Consider the following 17647-nt stretch of genomic DNA (forward strand, 5'->3'; position numbering starts at 1 on the left):
CAACTCCGCTCCTTGAGCTCAGGATTCGCCGTCGGCCCGCTTGCGGATGTGCAGCTGCCGGGCGGCCTCGGCGGTCGAGCCGGAGACGGACGGGTAGACGGTGAAGGCGCTGGCCACCTGTTCGACCGTCAGATTGGCGTCCACCGCGAGCGAGATCGGGTGGATCAGCTCGCTGGCGCGCGGGGCGACGACCACGCCGCCCACCACGATGCCGGTGCCCGGGCGGCAGAACAGCTTCACGAAGCCGTCCCGGATGCCCTGCATCTTCGCCCGCGGGTTGCCGCGCAGCGGGAGCTTGACCACGACGGCGTCCATCTTGCCGCACTGCACGTCGGCCGCGGTGTAGCCGACGGTGGCGATCTCCGGGTCGGTGAAGACGTTGGAGGCCACGGTCTTGAGGTTCAGCGGCTGCACCGCGTCGCCGAGCGCGTGGTACATGGCGATCCGGCCCTGCATGGCCGCCACCGAGGCGAGCATGAAGACGCCGGTGCAGTCGCCGGCCGCGTAGACGCCGGGGGCGGTGGTCCGGGAGACCCGGTCGACCTGGATCTGGCCCCAGTCGTTGAGCTTGACCCCGGCCTCCTCCAGGCCCATCTCGGAGGTGTTGGGGATCGAGCCGACCGCCATCAGGCAGTGCGAGCCCTCGATGACCTTGCCGTCGGCCAGGGTCACCTCGACCCGGTCGCCGATCCGCTTGACGCTCTCCGCGCGCGAACGGCCCATCACGTTCATGCCGCGGCGGCGGAAGACGTCCTCCAGCACCTCGGCGGCGTCCGGGTCCTCGCCCGGGAGCACCCGGTCGCGGCTGGAGACCAGGGTGACCTTGGAGCCGAGCGCCTGGTAGGCGCCGGCGAACTCGGCGCCGGTCACACCGGAACCGACCACGATCAGCTCGCGGGGCAGCTCCTCCAGGTCGTACACCTGGGTCCAGGTCAGGATCCGCTCGCCGTCCGGCTGGGCGTCCGGCAGCTCGCGCGGGTGGGCGCCGGTGGCGATCAGCACCGCGTCGGCGCGCAGCGACTGCACGGTGCCGTCGGGCGCGTCCACCAGGACCTCGCGGGAGCCGTCCACGGCCTGCCCGCCGGTGCCGAGCCGGCCGCGGCCGCGCAGCACGGTGACCCCGGCGCGGGTGACGGACTGGGTGATGTCGTGGGACTGAGCGATCGCCAGGCGCTTCACACGGCGGTTGACCTTGCCCAGGTCCACGCCGACGACCTTGGCGGCCTGCTCGTTCGGGGGCGTGTCGTCGGCGACGATGATGCCGAGTTCCTCGTACGAGCTGTCGAAGGTGGTCATCACCTCCGCGGTCGCGATCAGGGTCTTCGACGGAACGCAGTCCGTGAGCACCGCCGATCCGCCCAGACCGTCGCGGTCGACGACGGTCACCTCCGCGCCGAGCTGTGCGGCGACGAGAGCCGCCTCGTAGCCGCCGGGTCCGCCACCGATGATCACGATCCGAGTCACGCTCCCCATTGTCCCGCACGCCGAGAGCGCCGCCACGCCGGGGTCGGGCCTCCGCGGGATCGCCCGGTCGCCCCGGTCCGCCCGCCGCCCGGGCTACGCTGGCACCCATGCCCCTTTACGCCGCGTATGCCACCAACCTCGATGCCCGGCAGATGACCCGCCGAGCCCCGCACTCCCCGCTGCGCGGCACGGGGTGGCTGGACGGCTGGCGGCTCACCTTCGGCGGCGAGCAGCTCGGCTGGGAGGGCTCGCTGGCCACCGTCGTCGAGGACGAGAAGGACCAGGTCTTCGTCTCGCTGTACGACGTCTCGCCGATGGACGAGGACGGCCTAGACCGCTGGGAGGGCGTCCAGCTCGGCATCTACCGCAAGATCAAGCTGCGGGCGCAGACCCTGGACGGCTCCATCCCGGTCTGGACGTACGTGCTCAACGACTACGAGGGCGGCCTGCCCGCGGCCCGCTACCTCGGCCTGATCGCCGACGCCGCGGAGAGTGCCGGCGCCCCGGACGACTACGTCATGGACCTGCGACGCCGTCCCTGCTGACCGTCACCCCGTCGTCCCCGCCGACGTCGTCCCCGCCGCCCGTCGCCCCCGCCGGCCGGCGCCTCAGGGCTGCCTGACGCTCCAGCCGCGCGCGGTCTCCGCCAGCACCCCGGCCACCACCGCGCGCCGGGCCGGCTCGGTGCGCAGCCCGTTGCCCAGCTCGACGTGCAGCCACGGCACCCCGACGCCGGCCGCGAAGCGGCCCTCGACGTTCGTGGTGCCCTCCAGCTGCCCGCACTTCTCCCGCCAGGCCCGGCAGACCGCGTACCCGGCCCGGCCCAGCCCGGCGGCGGTGAGCTCGGCGGCCGGGCCGGCCTGCCCGGCGCCGCTGGAGACCACCGCGTCCTGCCCCGGCAGGCTGCCCTCGTCGAAGCCGTGCACCTGGATGCCGGGCAGCCCGCGCCCGGTGAGCGCCTCGACCACGGCGGCGAAGACGGTGTCGGACCGGTGCGCGACGTCCGAGGAGCCGTCCGCCCCGGCCCGGCGGTGCGCCCCGGCGAGCACCAGCACGCCGCCCGGCGCGGCCCGGAACAGCTCCACGCCGAGCGCCTCGGTACGGGCGTCCGACACCGGGTGCGGCACCTGGACGGACCAGTACGGCCGCGTCGACAGGTCCAGGTAGATCCGGCCCCAGCCGCGGCCGCCGTCCCCCCCGGCCCCGGCGTCCCCGCCCGTCTCGGCGATCTCGGCCACCCGGCGGCCGGTGGCGGCCTCGGTGAACTCGGTCAGCCGGTAGCCGGCCCGGGCCAGCTCCCGGCCCGCCGGCTCGGACTGCCCGTCCAGCGCGCCGAGCACGCCGTCGGCCACCGCCCGGCGCTGGGCCGCGTCCGGCGCGGTGTACGGGTCGGACGGCGAGAAGTCCGCGGTGTACGCGTCCACCCGGGCCGCCAGGTCCACCGGGGCCGGGCCGGAGGGCACCGGGACGGCCCGCGGCCGGTCCTGCCCGCCGCGCACCGCCAGGGTGAGCACCCCGGCCAGCGCCGCCAGCACCAGCAGCACGGCCAGCGGCAGCAGCCTGCGTCGCGAACCCCGAGTCTCCATGGCGGTCGAACCTACCGTGCCGGGCGTCCCGGCCATGATCCACGCCGGGTTCGAAGGGATCGAGACCCAAGCGCCATCGGATCGCAACCGATATGTGACAGCTTTCGGCGAACCGCTTCGTACGCTGGTTCGGCTTGACCAATTCTTGATCATCGCTTGACCGGGAAGGCCGGCCGCCGCCCTCCCGGAGCCGGCGCGGCGAGCCCGGAGGAGAACGAGGCCCCTCGTGAGCACGGCACCCAACCCGCCGCGGCAGCACCGCTACCGCCGCCGGGCCGACATGCCGCTGCTCGGGGGGATCCGCCCGCCGATCGTCCTGCTGCTGGTCCTGCTGCTGGCGGTCGCCGCGATCACCGCCCTGGCCGTCGGGGGGCTGCGCGTCGACGACACCCCGCAGGCCGTCCGCGAGTCCCACCAGTACGCCGCCGAGGACACCGCCGCCTCGCTGCGCGCCGGACTGCACGAGAGCGCCACCGACCTGGCCCGGGCCGCCGCCCGCTACGAGAGCGCGCCCGCCGATCCCGCCGCCGTGCTGACCGCGCTCGGCCAGGCGTACCACAAGTGGCGCGGCACGGTCGTGGTCCGCCCCGACACCGGCCGGCTGCTGGCCGCCCGCGGCGAGACCGTCCCGCTGGCCGGTCTGGACCTCACCAAGGTCACCGACACCGCGCCCGCTCCCGTCCTGGTGCCCTCCACCGCCGGCACCCGGCTGCTCACCTTCGCGCTGGTCGCCACCAAGGGCGAGGGCCGCGCCCTGCTGGTCGCCTCCGACAACCTGCGGCTGCCCGGGATCGCCACCCGCAAGGAACAGACCATTCAGGTCCTCGACGCCACCGGCGCCGTCCTGGACACCACCGGCGCCCCGCTCACCGCCGAGGGCGACCGCCGGGTGGTCGCCACCGCCCGCGAGCGCGCCGTCCGGCAGCACCCGGTCCCCGGTGCGACGGCCTCCGGCAGCCTGGCCGGCGGCCCGGACGACAAGGGCCTGCGCCGGGTCGCCGGCTGGGCCGCCGTCGCCACCGCCGGCGGCCACGACCAGGCCACCCCGCTCGGCCTCACCGTGGTCTCCACCAGCACCGTCGACGGCAAGCCCGGCGACCTGCGCCACCCCCTGCTCGGCCTGGCCGCCGCCGGCGCCCTGCTGGTGCTGGCCCTGCTGCTCGCCTGGTACCTGGTCCGCAGCCTGCAGCGCCCGCTGCTGGGGCTGTTCCTGGAGTCCCGCCGGCTCACCCGCGGCGACCGGCTGGAGCGGCCGGTGAAGGGCCCGAAGCGCGGCGAGACCGGACGGATCGCCCGCGCCCTGGAGGAGCTGCGCCGCCAGCTCCTCGACCCGGCCCGCCCCCCGGCCGCCGCTCCCGCCCACGGGCGCCGTCCCGGCACCGCCCTCCCGCTCGCGCTCTGCGCCGTCCTGGTGCTCGGCTGGTCCGGCCCGCTGCTCCTCCTCGGCGGCAACGACCCGACCGTCCGGGTGCCCGGCCAGGTCGTGGCCGGCCAGCGGGACCGCACCGACACCGCCGCCGACCGGATCCGCCAGGCGCTCAACGAGGGCTACGCGGACCTGCGTTCGCTCGCCCCCTCGCTCGCCGAGGCCTCCGTCGGCAAGGCCGGGAACCTGCTGCGCGACACCCTCGCCGAGCACGACCGCTACCGCTCGCTGTACGTCCTCGGCGCCGACGGCGCGGTGCTCGCCCACGCCGGCGAGCCCCCGCACCGCACCGGCCCGGAGGCCCTCGGCGAGAGCGGCGTCCTGCTGCTCAACAGCTCCGGCAAGGAACCCAGGATCGCCGCCCGCGCGGCCCTCACCGACGCACCGGCCGATGCCGGGCAGGCGGGCTCGCCCGAGCCCAAGGGGCCGGTCCTGGTCGGCGAGTTCAAGACCGACTTCCTCAGCGGCCTGCTGGTCCGCCCCGGCCTCGGCCGGGTCTGGCTGGTCGACGACCGGCAGCGGGTGCTGGCCGCCAACGAGGGCTACAGCTCCTTCGGGGACCTGCCGGACGGCCGGGCCCGCAAGCTCCTCGACGACGCCAAGAAGGCCGCCACCGCCGACGTGGTCCGCGACGGCGGCGACCCGGCCCTGCTCGCCGCCGCCCCGCTCGGCGGCAACGGGGGCGTCGCCAAGCTCGGCTGGTCGGTGGTCACCGCCCACCCGGTGGCCTGGCTGCACCTCGACCAGAACCGGGCCGACCGGCGCGCGGTCCTGGCCGGCATGCTCGGCCTGGCCGCCGCCGCGCTCTGCCTCGGCTGGCTGTACATCGCCGTCGGCCTGCCGCTGCGCCGGCTCGCCGCGAGCGCCGAGGCGCTGGCCGCCGGGGACCGCCGCACGGTGCTCTACCCCGTCCACCACGACGAGGTCGGCGCCGTCGCCCGCAGCCTGGAGCTGATCCGGCAGGAACTGGTGCGCGCCGAACTCGCCGAGCGCGCCGTCCGCCGGGCCCCCGCCGGTACCACCGCGTCCGCACCCGCCTCCGCCCACTGAGCCCGCCCGCCGAGCCCCGCCCGAAGGACCTCCCGTGCTCTTCCTCTACGTCGTGCTGCTGGTGTGCTGCACCGTGCTGCTGGTGGCCGGCATCGTCGAGCAGCGCCGGCACTTCGCCGCGCTGGAGCAGATCCCGACCCGGGTCCTGGTGAACGGCATCCGCGGCAAGAGCTCGATCACCCGGCTGTGCGCGGGCGCGCTGCGCGGCGGCGGGCTGGTGACGGTCGCCAAGACCACCGGCACCGCGGCCCGGTTCATCCACCCGGACGCCACCGAGGAGCCGGTCTACCGCAAGTTCGGCATCGCCAACGTGGTGGAGCAGATCGGCATCGTCCGCCGCGCCGCCACCTACCGGCCGGACGCCCTGGTGATCGAGTGCATGGCCGTCATGCCGGCGCTCCAGGAGGTCAACCAGACCAAGCTGATCCGCTCCACCATCGGCGTGCTGTGCAACGTCCGCGAGGACCACCTGGCCGAGATGGGCCCGACCCTGGACGACGTCGCCCGCTCGCTGTCGCGCTCGATGCCGGTCGGCGGGGTGTGCGTCACCGCCGAGCGGGAGCGCGCGGACATCCTGCGCGAGGAGGCGGCCAAGCGGGACTGCCGGCTAATCGTGGTGGACCCGGAGACGGTCACCGACGAGGAGCTGCGCGGGTTCAGCTGGTTCACCTTCAAGGAGAACGTGGCGATCGCCCTCGCCGTCGCCGAACTCCTCGGCGTGGAACGGCAGACCGCGCTGCAGGGCATGTGGGCGGCCCCGCCGGACCCGGGCGTGCTCTCGGTCGAGCGCTACCGCACCGCGGACGGCAAGCGGCTGCGCTTCGCCAACGTCTTCGCCGCCAACGACCCCGAGTCCACCCTGATGAACGTCCGCCAGCTGGAGGGCCTCGGCGCGATCCACCGCCCGCTCAACGTGGTGATCAACTGCCGCCCGGACCGGGTCGAACGCAACGGCCAGATGGGCCAGATCGTCCCGGACCTCGACCCGGACACGGTCTTCCTGATCGGCCACCCCACCAAGAGCGCCCGCGACGGCATCCCGGCCGGCTGGTCGGGCCGGGTGGTCGACCTCGGCGGCGACAAGCGCGACCCGGAGCGGCTCACCGCCGAGCTGCTGGCCGAACTCGGGCCGGACTCCTCGCTGGTGGCCGTCGGCAACATCCACGGCCAGGGCGAGCTGTTCCTGGAGGAGCTCGCCCGGCTCGAACCCGACGAGGCCCCGGACGGGCCGCCGGCGCCCGAGTACGCGTACCACGAGCCCGAACCGCTCTACCCGGAGCCGGACCACCCCTGGCCCCCGTACGACGCGGAGCCCGAGCCGTACCCGCACCGGGCCGCGTACGCCGAACCCGAGCCGTACCCGCACCGGGCCGCGTACGCCGAACCCGAGCCGTACCCGCCGCAGGCCCCGTACGCGGAGCCGGTACACCGCCCCGAACCGGTCCCCGACTCCTGGTACGACCCCCACCACCGCACCACCGCCCCCTACGGAGACCAGCCGTGATCCCCACCGAGCTCACCCCCGAGATCGCCGCCATCGGCATCGCGCTCGGCCTGGTCTTCTCGCTGGTCTGCTACCTGACCACCAACCTCTCCCCCGGCGGCATGATCACCCCCGGCTGGCTGGCCCTCACCCTGGTCGAGTCGCTCCAGCGGGTGGCCATCGTGATCGGCGTGACGGTGCTGACCTTCCTCGCCATCCGGGTCGTCCAGAAGCTGGTGATCCTGTACGGCAAGCGGCTGTTCGCCGCCGTGGTGCTGATCGGCGTGCTGCTGCAGGCCACCGTGATGCTGGTCCTGCAGCGCGAACTGCCCACCCTGTACGCCAACCAGACACTCGGCTTCATCGTGCCCGGCCTGATCGCCTACCAGCTGGTCCGCCAGCCCCGGGCGGCCACCCTGATGGCCACCAGCACGGTGACGCTCGCCAACTACGTCGTCCTCACCGCCGGCGTCCTGCTCGGCGCCCTGCCCGGCACCTGATCCCCACCGGAAGCCCCCATGCCCGTCACCCGCAAGTCCCTGCTCAGCGGCGGCCTCGCCGTGACCCTGCTGGCCGCCAGCGGCTACCTCACCGTCCAGCTGCGGGACCGCGACCGGCAGCCCTCGGCCGGCAGCGGCGCGCCGCTGGTCACCGCCGCCGCACCGTCCTCCGCCGGGGACGCCGGCACCGCCCGGGCCGCCGCGCCCGACCGGTACCGCTACGAGCGGCTGGCCGGGCCGGACCGCACGGTGGTCCGGGACGCCCGCGGCGGCGTGGTCGCCACGCTGACCGACAACGCCCGCACCGCCGTCCTGGCCGGCCCGAGCCGCACCTTCGCCGAGCCGGGCACCACCACCGCCACCGTGGTGACCGACAGCTGGGTCCGGCTGATGCCGCAGCCCTGGAAGCCGGGCGCCGAGCAGGAGGGCTGGTTCCGTGCCTGGTTCCAGCAGTCGCTCGGCTCCACCGCCGACGACGTGCTGGCCGCGGCCACCCAGTACGTGGCCGGGGCACCCGCCGAGAAGGACGCCAAGGGCGTGCGCTTCAAGGGCGACGCCTCCTTCGGCCCGCTCAACCCCAACGGTTCGGTCGGCAACGACCTGCGGCTGGAGCAGACCGACTTCTTCGACTACCTCGGCGTTCCGTACACCTTCGCCGACAAGGTGACCCGGCAGCCCGACAGGACCCGCTACGGCGCCTTCGACTGCTCGGGCTTCGTCCGGATGGTGTACGGCTACCGCTCCGGCTACCCGCTGCTGTCCAAGGACGCGCCCGGGAACGGGCTGCCCCGCACCGCCAACGGCCTGGCCCGGGTCGGCCCGGGCGTCCCGGTGATCCCGCTGACCACCGCCACCGGCTCGGACACCACCCTGCGCCCGGCCTCGATCGACCCGCTGCAACCCGGTGACCTGGTGTTCTTCGAGATCGACGCCCGCACCGGCGCCCGGCTCGACCACACCGGCATCTACCTGGGACTGGACACCGACGGCCACCCCCGGTACATCTCCAGCCGGGAGGAGGCGGACGGCCCGACCTTCGGGGACAAGGGCGGCACGGCCCGGCTCGACGACAACGGCATGTACGCGAAGGGACTGCGCAGCGCGAAGCGGCTCTGAGCCGCGCCCACGACCCCTCCGCGCCCCGGAGGTGTGGAACCCCGTCTGTGTGGAAAGCGACAAGCAGGGTCACCCGAAAAGCGGCACGGAGCTGTGCTTTCGGGTCAACCGGGTAACGATCCGGCATGCCGCGGGCGAATTTTCTACGCGCGTAGTCGATTCCCGTCTATCCTCGGACCCGTGAACGCTTCTCCTCAGTCGGTCGTCTCCACCGACCCCTACGCCGCCGCCCAGGCCGCCGCCGAGCGCCTGCGCGAGCTGACCGGTGCCGAGCGGCACGACGTCGCCCTGGTGATGGGCTCCGGCTGGGTGCCGGCCGCCGACGCCCTGGGTGAGACCGTGGCCGAGTTCCCGGTCACCGACCTGCCCGGCTTCCCCGCCCCCGCCGTCGCCGGCCACGCCGGCAAGATCCGCTCGGTGAAGATCGGCGACAAGCGCGCCCTGATCTTCCTCGGCCGCAACCACTACTACGAGGGCCACGGCGTGGCCACCGTCGTCCACGGCGTGCGCACCGCCGCCGCGGCCGGCTGCGGCATCATCGTGCTGACCAACGGCTGTGGCGGCCTGCGCCAGGGCTGGACCCCCGGCCAGCCGGTGCTGATCAGCGACCACATCAACCTGACCGCGGACTCCCCGATCGTCGGCGCCAACTTCGTCGACCTCACCGACCTGTACTCCAAGCGCCTGCGCGCGCTCTGCCGCGAGGTCGACCCGTCCCTGGACGAGGCCGTCTACGTGCAGTTCCGCGGCCCGCACTACGAGACCCCGGCCGAGGTCAACATGGCCCGGGTGATCGGCGGCGAGCTGGTCGGCATGTCCACCACCCTGGAGGCCATCGCCGCCCGCGAGGCCGGCTCCGAGGTGCTCGGCATCTCCCTGGTCACCAACCTGGCCGCCGGCATGACCGGCGAGCCGCTCAACCACGAAGAGGTGCTGGAGGCCGGCAAGGCCTCCGCCGAGCGCATGGGCGAGCTGCTGGCGAAGGTCCTTGAGCGGATCTGACGCCCCCCAGGCGCAGAATCATGAGTGACGGGGCCCGCAGGCGGTCGTGATCCGCTGATCACACCCGCCCGCGGGCCCCGTCCGCGTGTGCACACCTCTTCACCCCTCGCGCGGAACCCTCCGGCCGACGCACCGACGCACCTTCCGATGGAGCAGGCACCATGACGCAGGCACCCACCACCGACCTCCTCGCCCGGGCCCGGACCTGGCTGGCCGAGGACCCCGACCCGCAGACCCGTGAGGAGCTCACCGCCCTGCTGGCCCGGGCCGAGGGCCCGCAGGCCGAGTCGGACAGCAAGCTCGCCTGGGCCGAGCTCGCCGAGCGCTTCGCCGACCGCCTCCAGTTCGGCACCGCCGGCCTGCGCGGCGAGATCGGCGCCGGCCCGATGCGGATGAACCGCTCCGTGGTGATCCGGGCCGCCGCCGGCCTGGTCGCGTACGTCAAGAAGCAGGGCCTCGGCGACCTGGTCGTCATCGGCTACGACGCCCGCCACAAGTCGTACGACTTCGCCCGGGACACCGCCGCCGTGGTGGTCGGCGCCGGCCTGCGCGCCGCGCTGCTGCCCCGCCCGCTGCCCACCCCGGTGCTCGCCTTCGCCATCCGCCACCTGGGCGCGGCCGCCGGCGTCACCGTCACCGCCAGCCACAACCCGCCGCAGGACAACGGCTACAAGGTCTACCTGGGCGACGGCTCGCAGATCGTCCCGCCCGCCGACGCCGGGATCGCCGCCGAGATCGACGCCATCGGCTCGCTGGACGAGGTCCCGCGCGCCGAGGACGGCTGGGAGGTGCTCGGCGAGGACGTCGTCGACGCCTACCTGTCCCGCGCCGTGTCCATCGTGGACCCGCGCAGCCCGCGCGAGCTGGACGTCGTCTACACCCCGATGCACGGCGTCGGCCGCGACACGCTCGTCGCCGCCTTCCGCCGGGCCGGCTTCCCGGCGCCCACCGTGGTCGCCGAGCAGGCCGAGCCCGACCCGGACTTCCCGACCGTGGTCTTCCCCAACCCGGAGGAGCCGGGGGCGATGGACCTCGCCTTCCGCACCGCCGCCTCGGTCGGCCCGGACATCGTGATCGCCAACGACCCGGACGCCGACCGCTGCGCGGTGGCCGTCCCCACCAACGGCAACGCGGCCGGCAGCGGCGACGGCGCGGTCGGCTGGCGGATGCTCCGCGGCGACGAGGTCGGCGCGCTGCTGGGCTCCGCCCTGGTCGCGAAGAAGGCCGAGGGCACCTTCGCCACCACCATCGTCTCCGCCACCCTGCTCGGCCGGATCGCCGAGGCCGCCGGCCTGGGCTACGAGGAGACGCTGACCGGCTTCAAGTGGATCTCCCGCGCCGAGGGCCTGCGCTACGGCTACGAGGAGGCGCTCGGCTACTGCGTCGACCCGCAGGGCGTCCGGGACAAGGACGGCATCACCGCCGCCCTGCTGGTCGCCGAGCTCGCGGCCACCCTCAAGCAGTCCGGCCGCACCCTGTCCGACCTGCTGGACGACCTGGCGCTGGAGCACGGCCTGCACGCCACCGACCAGCTCTCGGTCCGGGTCCAGGACCTGTCGCTGATCGCCGACGCCATGGCCCGCCTGCGCGAGCAGCCGCCGACCGTCCTGGCCGGCCTGTCCGTCACCCGCGCCGACGACCTCGCGGCCGGCTCCGCCGACCTGCCGCCCACCGACGGCCTGCGCTACTACCTGTCCGGCGAGGGCGTCCGCTCGGCCCGGATCGTGGTCCGCCCCTCCGGTACCGAGCCCAAGCTCAAGTGCTACCTGGAGGTCGTCCTCCCGGTCACCTCCGCCGCGGACCTCGCCCCGACCCGCGAGCGCGCCACCGCCCTGCTCGACACCATCAAGCGGGACCTGGCCGCGGCCGCCGGCATCGACGGCTGACGGACCGTCCGCCGCCCGCGCGAGCGCCTCCCGTCCGGGGGCGCTCGCGCCGCGTCCGGGCCGGCCGCCTGGCATAGGCTCTCGGCCCATGGACATGTTCGACAAGGTGAGCACGGAGCAGCGACTCGCGGCGATCGAGGCCAAACTCGACGCCATCATCGGCCACTTCGGCATCCCCTACCCCCGCCCCGAGGGCCTGCCGCCGGCCGTACCGTCCCGCGACCCCCGCACGATGCCCGAGGTGGTCGACCACGTACGGCGCGGCAAGCAGATCAGCGCGATCAAGGCCTACCGCGAGCGGACGGGGGCCGGCCTGGCCGAGGCGAAGAAGGCGGTCGACGCCCTGGCCGCCCAGTTGAAGCACTGACCCGCCGGCGCGGCACGGCCACGCGTCCGGTTCGCCGTCACGAGGAGGCCCGCCGGTACGTGACCGGCGGGCCTCCTCGTACGGGGTCCGGCTCAGGCGGCGATGACCGCGATCAGTGCGACCAGGCCGGCCAGCGCGGGGGCGATCACCCACCAGCACCAGCGCACCTCGACCGGGCCGGCCGCCTCGGGGCGGTGGGCGTTGCGCTCGGCCATCTCCTGCAGCACGTCGGTCACCTGGTCGGACCACGCGCGGGTGGGGTCCGGCGAGCCCTGGACCACCGGGTTGGTGCGCGCGGCCAGGCCCAGCCCGAGTCCGGTCCGGGAGGCGTGCTCGGCGTTGCCGCGGCTCTGCGCCCGGGTGGCCCGCTTGCGCTGGCGCAGCGACACCGGCACCGCCCAGACCTGGTACTTCTTGCCGCCCGCGAGCAGCTCGACCGAGTACCCGGCGCGCAGCGCGTCCACCGAGGCCCAGGGCGCGGTGATGGTCCGCCACGGGTTGCGCACGACCAGTCGGCTGCTGGAGGCCCGCACCACCGGGCGGAGCGTGTAGGCGATCACCGGGAACGCGAACACCGGCAGCGCGGCGAGGGCGACGTACGGGGTCTTCCCGGTGCCGGTCACCGCCGCGTCGCCGATCAGCCAGGCGGCGACGGCCAGCAGGAACACGCCGGAGATCACGCCGGGGACGGAGCGGTACACGCGGTCCGCGTACGCGGGCTCCCCGTCGGGGGCGGCCGGGCCCTGGTGGGGCTTGCCGTCGGAATCGGTCATGGCGTCGATTCTGCCCCATGCCCCTCACCCCGAGGTCTCGGTCCGGCCACGAAAAGTTGGCACCCTGGCGGACGGCTACGCGCGTAGATATGCTGGTCTGGTGACTATGTCCACTGTTGCAGCCAATGCCCCCGGCGTTGCGGGCAGCGGCCTTCAGGACGTTGCGGCGTCCGAGGCCTCGCTCCGCCGCTTCCTGCACGGCCTGCCCGGCGTCGACCAGGTCGGCCTGGAGGCGCGTGCCGCCACCCTCGGTACCCGCTCCATCAAGACCACGGCGAAGGCGTACGCCATCGACCTGGCCATCTCGATGATCGACCTGACCACGCTGGAGGGCGCGGACACGGTCGGCAAGGTGCGCGCGCTGTGCGCCAAGGGCAGGACCCCCGACCCGACCGACCCGACCACCCCGCGCGTCGCCGCCATCTGTGTCTACCCGGACATGGTCGCCACCGCGAAGGACGCCCTGAAGGGCACCGACATCCAGGTCGCCTCGGTGGCCACCGCCTTCCCGGCCGGCCGCGCCGCCCTCCCGGTCAAGCTCGCCGACACCGCCGACGCGGTGGCCGCGGGTGCCGACGAGATCGACATGGTGATCGACCGCGGCGCCTTCCTCTCCGGCCGCTACTTCGACGTCTACAACGAGATCGTCGCCGTCAAGGAGGCGTGCAAGCGCCCCGACGGCAGCTACGCCCACCTCAAGGTGATCTTCGAGACCGGCGAGCTGCAGACCTACGACAACGTCCGCCGGGTCTCCTGGCTGGCGATGCTGGCCGGCGCCGACTTCATCAAGACCTCCACCGGCAAGGTCGCCGTCAACGCGACCCCGCCGGTCACCCTGCTGATGCTGGAGGCGGTCCGCGACTTCCGCGCGGCCACCGGCGTCCAGGTGGGCGTGAAGCCCGCCGGTGGCATCAAGACCACCAAGGACGCCATGAAGTACCTGGTGATGGTCAACGAGACCCTCGGCGACGACTGGCTGACCCCGCACTGGTTCCGCTTCGGTGCCTCCAGCCTGCTCAACGACCTGCTGATGCAGCGCCAGAAGCTCGCCACCGGCCGCTACTCCGGCCCCGACTACGTGACGGTGGACTGATCACCATGGCCAAGAAGAAGAACATCGAGGAGCCCGCGGCCAAGCCGGCCGGAGGCCTCTTCACGTACGCGCCGGCCCCCGAGTCCCCCGCCGCCGCGGGCGACATCGCCAGCTCCTACGGCCACTTCATCGGCGGCGAGTTCGTCGACTCCTCCGGCAGCGAGGCCCTGAAGACGGTCAACCCGGCCACCGAGCAGGTGCTCGCCGAGTTCGCCCAGGGCACCGACGAGGACGTGGACCGCGCCGTCGCCGCCGCCCGCAAGGCCTTCGGCGACTGGTCGGCGCTGCCGGGCAGCGAGCGCGCCAAGTACCTGTTCCGGATCGCCCGGATCATCCAGGAGCGCGGCCGCGAGCTGGCCGTGCTGGAGTCGATCGACAACGGCAAGCCGATCCGCGAGACCCGCGACTTCGACATCCCGACCGTCGCCGCGTGGTTCTTCTACTACGCGGGCTGGGCGGACAAGCTGGACTACGCGGGCTTCGGCCCGAACCCGAAGCCGCTGGGCGTGGCCGGCCAGGTCATCCCGTGGAACTTCCCGCTGATGATGCTGGCGTGGAAGATCGCGCCCGCGCTGGCGACCGGCAACACGGTCGTCCTGAAGCCGGCCGAGACCACCCCGCTGACCGCGCTGCGCTTCGCCGAGATCTGCCGCCAGGCCGGTCTGCCCAAGGGCGTCGTCAACATCGTCACCGGTGACGGCCGCACCGGCGCCGCGCTGACCGCGCACCCGGACGTCAACAAGGTCGCCTTCACCGGCTCCACGCCGGTCGGCCGGGCGATCGCCAAGCAGCTGGCCGGCAGCCGCAAGAAGCTGTCGCTGGAGCTGGGCGGCAAGGCCGCCAACATCGTCTTCGACGACGCGCCGATCGACCAGGCCGTCGAGGGCATCGTCAACGGCATCTTCTTCAACCAGGGCCACGTCTGCTGCGCGGGCTCCCGCCTGCTGGTCCAGGAGTCGATCCAGGACGAGCTGCTGGACGCCCTGAAGCGCCGGATGTCCACCCTGCGGGTCGGCGACCCGCTGGACAAGAACACCGACATCGGTGCCATCAACTCGGCCGCCCAGCTGGCCCGGATCACCGAGCTGACCGACGCCGGCGAGGCCGAGGGCGCGGACCGCTGGTCCCCGGAGTGCGAACTCCCGGGCAGCGGCTTCTGGTTCAAGCCGACCATCTTCACCGGCGTCAGCCAGGCCCACCGGATCGCCCAGGAGGAGATCTTCGGCCCGGTGCTCTCCGTGCTGACCTTCCGCACCCCCGACGAGGCGGTCGCGAAGGCCAACAACACCCCGTTCGGCCTCTCCGCCGGCATCTGGACGGAGAAGGGCTCGCGGATCCTCTGGACGGCGAACCGGCTCAAGGCCGGCGTGGTCTGGGCCAACACCTTCAACAAGTTCGACCCGACCTCGCCGTTCGGCGGCTACAAGGAGTCGGGCTACGGCCGCGAGGGTGGCCGCCACGGTCTGGAGCCCTACCTGAATGTCGAGGCCCGAGATGTCTGACACGACCTTCCAGCGTCTTGACGTCCTCAAGACCTACAAGCTGTACGTCGGCGGGAAGTTCCCGCGCTCCGAGAGCGGGCGGGTGTACGAGGTGACCGACTCGAAGGGCGACTGGCTCGCCAACGCCCCGCTGGGCACCCGCAAGGACACCCGCGACGCCGTCGTGGCCGCCCGCGCCGCGGTCAAGGGCTGGGCCGGCACCACCGCGTACAACCGCGGCCAGGTGCTGTACCGGGTGGCCGAGATGCTGCAGGGCCGCCGCGAGCAGTTCGCCGCCGAGGTGGCGCTCTCCGAGGGCATCGGCTCGAAGAAGGCCGCCGCGCTGGTGGACGCCGCGATCGACCGCTGGGTCTGGTACGCGGGCTGGACCGACAAGGTCGCCCAGATCGCGGGCGGTGCCAACCCCGTCGCCGGCCCGTACTTCAACCTGTCGACCCCGGAGCCGACCGGCGTGGTCGGGATCGTCGCCCCGCAGGCTGGGTACGGGCACTCGCTGCTCGGCCTGGTCTCGGTGATCGCCCCGGCGATCGCCACCGGCAACACGGTCGTGGTCGCGGCCGCCGCGGACGCCCCGCTGCCCGCGCTGTCGCTGGGCGAGGTGCTCGCCACCTCGGACGTCCCGGGCGGTGTGGTCAACATCATCTCGGGCCGGACCGCGGACATCGCCCCCACCCTGGCCTCGCACCAGGACGTCAACGCGCTGGACCTCACCGGGGCCATCGCCGCCGACGGCCCCGGCGCGGCGCAGGCCCTGGAGGCGGCCGCCGCCGATACCCTCAAGCGAGTGGTCCGTCCGGAGCTGGACCCGTTCGCCCAGGACTGGACGAATGCGCCCGGTACGGACCGGCTACTCTCCTTCCTGGAGACGAAGACGGTCTGGCACCCGATGGGTATCTGACCCTCCGTCGCCACCGCGTCACAACTCCACAGACTGGCCGTCCCCAGTGCCCTCACCCCCCCAGGGCCCGGACGGTCATTGGACGGACCCGCGCCTCTCCCCCCCCTGGCGCGGGTCCGTCGGCGTTCCGCCGGATCCCGGCCGTCCCGCAACGACTTTCGTCACCGCCACCGCCGACTTTCGCCGCTCCCGCCCGCCCGTCCCGCCGGGCCAGAATCACCGCTGACGGGGACGGACGAAGGGGGACGCATGGGCGAGCTCATCGGCGAGTTGACGGCACTCTTCGCGGACGGCTTCTACCGCAGGTGGCACGTGGCCCGCACCACGCGGCGGCTGGCCGCCGGCCGTCCGGTCCGGGTGCCCTGCTCGGCCCGGACCGACCGGCAGCCCGACTACGTCAACGGCAGCCTGCACATCACGCCCGGGGCCGGAGCCGTGGTCCTCGTCACGCGCGAAGCCGACCGGCGCGAACTGCCCTCCGGGGGTGCCTTCCACGAGCCCGAGCCCGACACCTGGCACAGCCAGGACTGGGCCGCCACCGCCTACCTGCCGCCCGGCGCCGAGGGCCTGGTCTACCTCCAGGTGGACAGCCGCTACCTCCCGGTGCTCCACGCCGCCCTCGCCGGTCCCCGGTCGGGGGCGCACCCGGGGTAGGAGTCCGCGCCGACCGGTTTCGGTAACGGGCCCGGATGCGTCAGACTGGTGTCCCGTGAGTGACTCCCCCATGAACCCCGCACCGACCGGGCCTGCCCGGGTGATCCTGCTCTCCGGGCCCTCCGGGTCGGGGAAGTCCTCGCTCGCCGAGCTCAGCGGCCTGCCGGTGCTCCAGCTCGACGACTTCTACAAGGACGGGGACGACCCCACGCTGCCGCGGCTGCCCGACGGCGCCGTCGACTGGGACTCCCCGCTCGCCTGGCACCGCGACCAGGCCGTCGCCGTCATCCGCGCCCTGCACGAGCACGGCCGCGCCGACGTGCCGGTGTACTCGATCCCGGACAACGGCCGGATCGGCACCCGCGTCCTGGACCTGGACGGCGCCGGGGCCTTCATCGCGGAGGGCATCTTCGCCGCCGAGATCACCGCCGAGTGCGCCGAGGAGGACCTGCTCGGCGACGCCCTGTGCCTGCGCAACGGCGCGCTCACCACGGCCTGGCGCCGACTGCGCCGGGACGTCCGGGAGGGCCGCAAGTCGCTGCCGGTGCTGCTGCGCCGGGGCTTCCGGCTGATGCGGGCCGAGCGCTCCATCGTCGGGCGGCAGGTCGCGCTCGGCTCGTACGCGTGCGCCGGCCCGGAGGCCGCGCGGCGGATCCGCGCCGCGGCCGGCCGGCGGGAGCTCTCCGCCGTCTGAACGGGAACACGACGAAGGGCCCGGTGCGTCTCCCCCGCACCGGGCCCTTCGCCCTTCCCGAACGGTCCTCGGCTCCCCCACGGGCATGCTCCCCCGAGCCTCTGCCCCCGGACCGTGACCGTCCGTTCCCGTCCCCCGACGGGAGTCCTTCGC

16 protein-coding genes are annotated in these 17647 nt (G+C 73.9%); 13 read left to right on the plus strand and 3 right to left on the minus strand.

All coding sequences use genetic code 11. The features are described from left to right. Window positions 1-18 precede the first annotated feature (18 nt). The gene (locus ACIRD3_RS28735; protein ID WP_402222355.1) at window positions 19-1473 is read right to left on the minus strand and encodes an NAD(P)H-quinone dehydrogenase; all 1455 of its coding nucleotides are present in this window, start codon (window positions 1471-1473) and stop codon (window positions 19-21) included. 98 nt (window positions 1474-1571) lie between these two features. Between ACIRD3_RS28735 and ACIRD3_RS28740 the strand changes: the two genes are divergently transcribed. Then, window positions 1572-2009 (plus strand): gamma-glutamylcyclotransferase, encoded by a 438-nt coding sequence (locus tag ACIRD3_RS28740; RefSeq protein WP_402222358.1) that lies wholly within the window; start codon window positions 1572-1574, stop codon window positions 2007-2009. 63 nt (window positions 2010-2072) lie between these two features. On the opposite strand, the gene ACIRD3_RS28745 is transcribed toward ACIRD3_RS28740, so the two are convergent. Beyond that, on the minus strand, window positions 2073-3050 hold the full coding sequence (locus ACIRD3_RS28745) for a hypothetical protein (protein WP_402222362.1): 978 nt from the start codon (window positions 3048-3050) through the stop codon (window positions 2073-2075). A gap of 226 nt (window positions 3051-3276) precedes the next feature. On the opposite strand from ACIRD3_RS28745, the gene ACIRD3_RS28750 reads away from it, so the two are divergent. From ACIRD3_RS28750 to ACIRD3_RS28780, 7 genes are all read left to right on the plus strand, one after another. Then, window positions 3277-5526 carry a HAMP domain-containing protein gene (locus ACIRD3_RS28750; RefSeq protein ID WP_402222364.1) on the plus strand — a complete coding sequence of 750 codons (2250 nt, stop codon included), beginning with the start codon at window positions 3277-3279 and terminating at the stop codon, window positions 5524-5526. Between the two features lie 34 nt (window positions 5527-5560). Then, window positions 5561-7030 carry a poly-gamma-glutamate synthase PgsB gene (gene pgsB, locus ACIRD3_RS28755; RefSeq protein ID WP_402222367.1) on the plus strand — a complete coding sequence of 490 codons (1470 nt, stop codon included), beginning with the start codon at window positions 5561-5563 and terminating at the stop codon, window positions 7028-7030. After that, window positions 7027-7509: a poly-gamma-glutamate biosynthesis protein PgsC/CapC gene (locus ACIRD3_RS28760; protein WP_363570358.1), complete on the plus strand. Its 483-nt coding sequence runs from the start codon at window positions 7027-7029 to the stop codon at window positions 7507-7509. Before pgsB ends, ACIRD3_RS28760 begins: the two co-directional genes overlap by 4 nt. Window positions 7510-7527: 18 nt before the next feature. After that, on the plus strand, window positions 7528-8625 hold the full coding sequence (locus ACIRD3_RS28765; protein WP_402222370.1) for an NlpC/P60 family protein: 1098 nt from the start codon (window positions 7528-7530) through the stop codon (window positions 8623-8625). A gap of 180 nt (window positions 8626-8805) precedes the next feature. Next, entirely contained in the window at window positions 8806-9627 is an 822-nt protein-coding gene (locus ACIRD3_RS28770) for a purine-nucleoside phosphorylase (RefSeq protein ID WP_363570354.1), read from the plus strand. A 161-nt stretch (window positions 9628-9788) separates the two neighbouring features. Continuing rightward, entirely contained in the window at window positions 9789-11513 is a 1725-nt protein-coding gene (locus tag ACIRD3_RS28775; RefSeq protein ID WP_402222373.1) for a phospho-sugar mutase, read from the plus strand. Between the two features lie 88 nt (window positions 11514-11601). Beyond that, complete coding sequence (locus ACIRD3_RS28780) at window positions 11602-11880, plus strand: ribosomal protein L7/L12 (RefSeq protein ID WP_402222376.1); 279 nt, start codon at window positions 11602-11604, stop codon at window positions 11878-11880. Window positions 11881-11972: 92 nt separating this feature from the next. Here the strand turns inward: ACIRD3_RS28780 and ACIRD3_RS28785 are convergent, their stop codons facing one another. Next, on the minus strand, window positions 11973-12653 hold the full coding sequence (locus ACIRD3_RS28785; RefSeq protein ID WP_402222379.1) for a PH domain-containing protein: 681 nt from the start codon (window positions 12651-12653) through the stop codon (window positions 11973-11975). 106 nt (window positions 12654-12759) lie between these two features. Here ACIRD3_RS28785 and deoC point away from each other — a divergent pair, with 106 nt between their 5' ends. From deoC to ACIRD3_RS28810, 5 genes are all read left to right on the plus strand, one after another. Next, on the plus strand, window positions 12760-13746 hold the full coding sequence (gene deoC, locus ACIRD3_RS28790; protein ID WP_402222381.1) for a deoxyribose-phosphate aldolase: 987 nt from the start codon (window positions 12760-12762) through the stop codon (window positions 13744-13746). A gap of 5 nt (window positions 13747-13751) precedes the next feature. Continuing rightward, the gene (locus ACIRD3_RS28795) at window positions 13752-15248 is read left to right on the plus strand and encodes an aldehyde dehydrogenase family protein (protein WP_402222384.1); all 1497 of its coding nucleotides are present in this window, start codon (window positions 13752-13754) and stop codon (window positions 15246-15248) included. Beyond that, window positions 15241-16146 carry an aldehyde dehydrogenase family protein gene (locus ACIRD3_RS28800; protein ID WP_402222386.1) on the plus strand — a complete coding sequence of 302 codons (906 nt, stop codon included), beginning with the start codon at window positions 15241-15243 and terminating at the stop codon, window positions 16144-16146. The genes ACIRD3_RS28795 and ACIRD3_RS28800 overlap by 8 nt, the downstream gene beginning before the upstream one ends. Window positions 16147-16395: 249 nt before the next feature. Beyond that, on the plus strand, window positions 16396-16800 hold the full coding sequence (locus tag ACIRD3_RS28805) for a hypothetical protein (protein ID WP_402222388.1): 405 nt from the start codon (window positions 16396-16398) through the stop codon (window positions 16798-16800). Between the two features lie 55 nt (window positions 16801-16855). Continuing rightward, window positions 16856-17494, plus strand: a complete 639-nt coding sequence (locus ACIRD3_RS28810) for an ATP-binding protein (protein ID WP_402222391.1) — start codon at window positions 16856-16858, stop codon at window positions 17492-17494. The last annotated feature ends 153 nt before the right edge of the window (window positions 17495-17647 follow it).

Source organism: Kitasatospora sp. NPDC093550 (assembly GCF_044764985.1).
Lineage (GTDB): Bacteria > Actinomycetota > Actinomycetes > Streptomycetales > Streptomycetaceae > Kitasatospora.

Coding starts and splice junctions, on each gene's coding strand:
- ACIRD3_RS28805 (WP_402222388.1), top strand. CDS start 16,396: ATGGGCGAGCTCATCGGCGAGTTGACGGCACTCTTCGCGGACGGCTTC.
- ACIRD3_RS28740 (WP_402222358.1), top strand. CDS start 1,572: ATGCCCCTTTACGCCGCGTATGCCACCAACCTCGATGCCCGGCAGATG.
- ACIRD3_RS28795 (WP_402222384.1), top strand. CDS start 13,752: ATGGCCAAGAAGAAGAACATCGAGGAGCCCGCGGCCAAGCCGGCCGGA.
- ACIRD3_RS28775 (WP_402222373.1), top strand. CDS start 9,789: ATGACGCAGGCACCCACCACCGACCTCCTCGCCCGGGCCCGGACCTGG.
- ACIRD3_RS28800 (WP_402222386.1), top strand. CDS start 15,241: ATGTCTGACACGACCTTCCAGCGTCTTGACGTCCTCAAGACCTACAAG.
- ACIRD3_RS28785 (WP_402222379.1), bottom strand. CDS start 12,653: ATGACCGATTCCGACGGCAAGCCCCACCAGGGCCCGGCCGCCCCCGAC.
- ACIRD3_RS28735 (WP_402222355.1), bottom strand. CDS start 1,473: ATGGGGAGCGTGACTCGGATCGTGATCATCGGTGGCGGACCCGGCGGC.
- deoC (WP_402222381.1), top strand. CDS start 12,760: ATGTCCACTGTTGCAGCCAATGCCCCCGGCGTTGCGGGCAGCGGCCTT.
- ACIRD3_RS28765 (WP_402222370.1), top strand. CDS start 7,528: ATGCCCGTCACCCGCAAGTCCCTGCTCAGCGGCGGCCTCGCCGTGACC.
- ACIRD3_RS28780 (WP_402222376.1), top strand. CDS start 11,602: ATGGACATGTTCGACAAGGTGAGCACGGAGCAGCGACTCGCGGCGATC.
- ACIRD3_RS28745 (WP_402222362.1), bottom strand. CDS start 3,050: ATGGAGACTCGGGGTTCGCGACGCAGGCTGCTGCCGCTGGCCGTGCTG.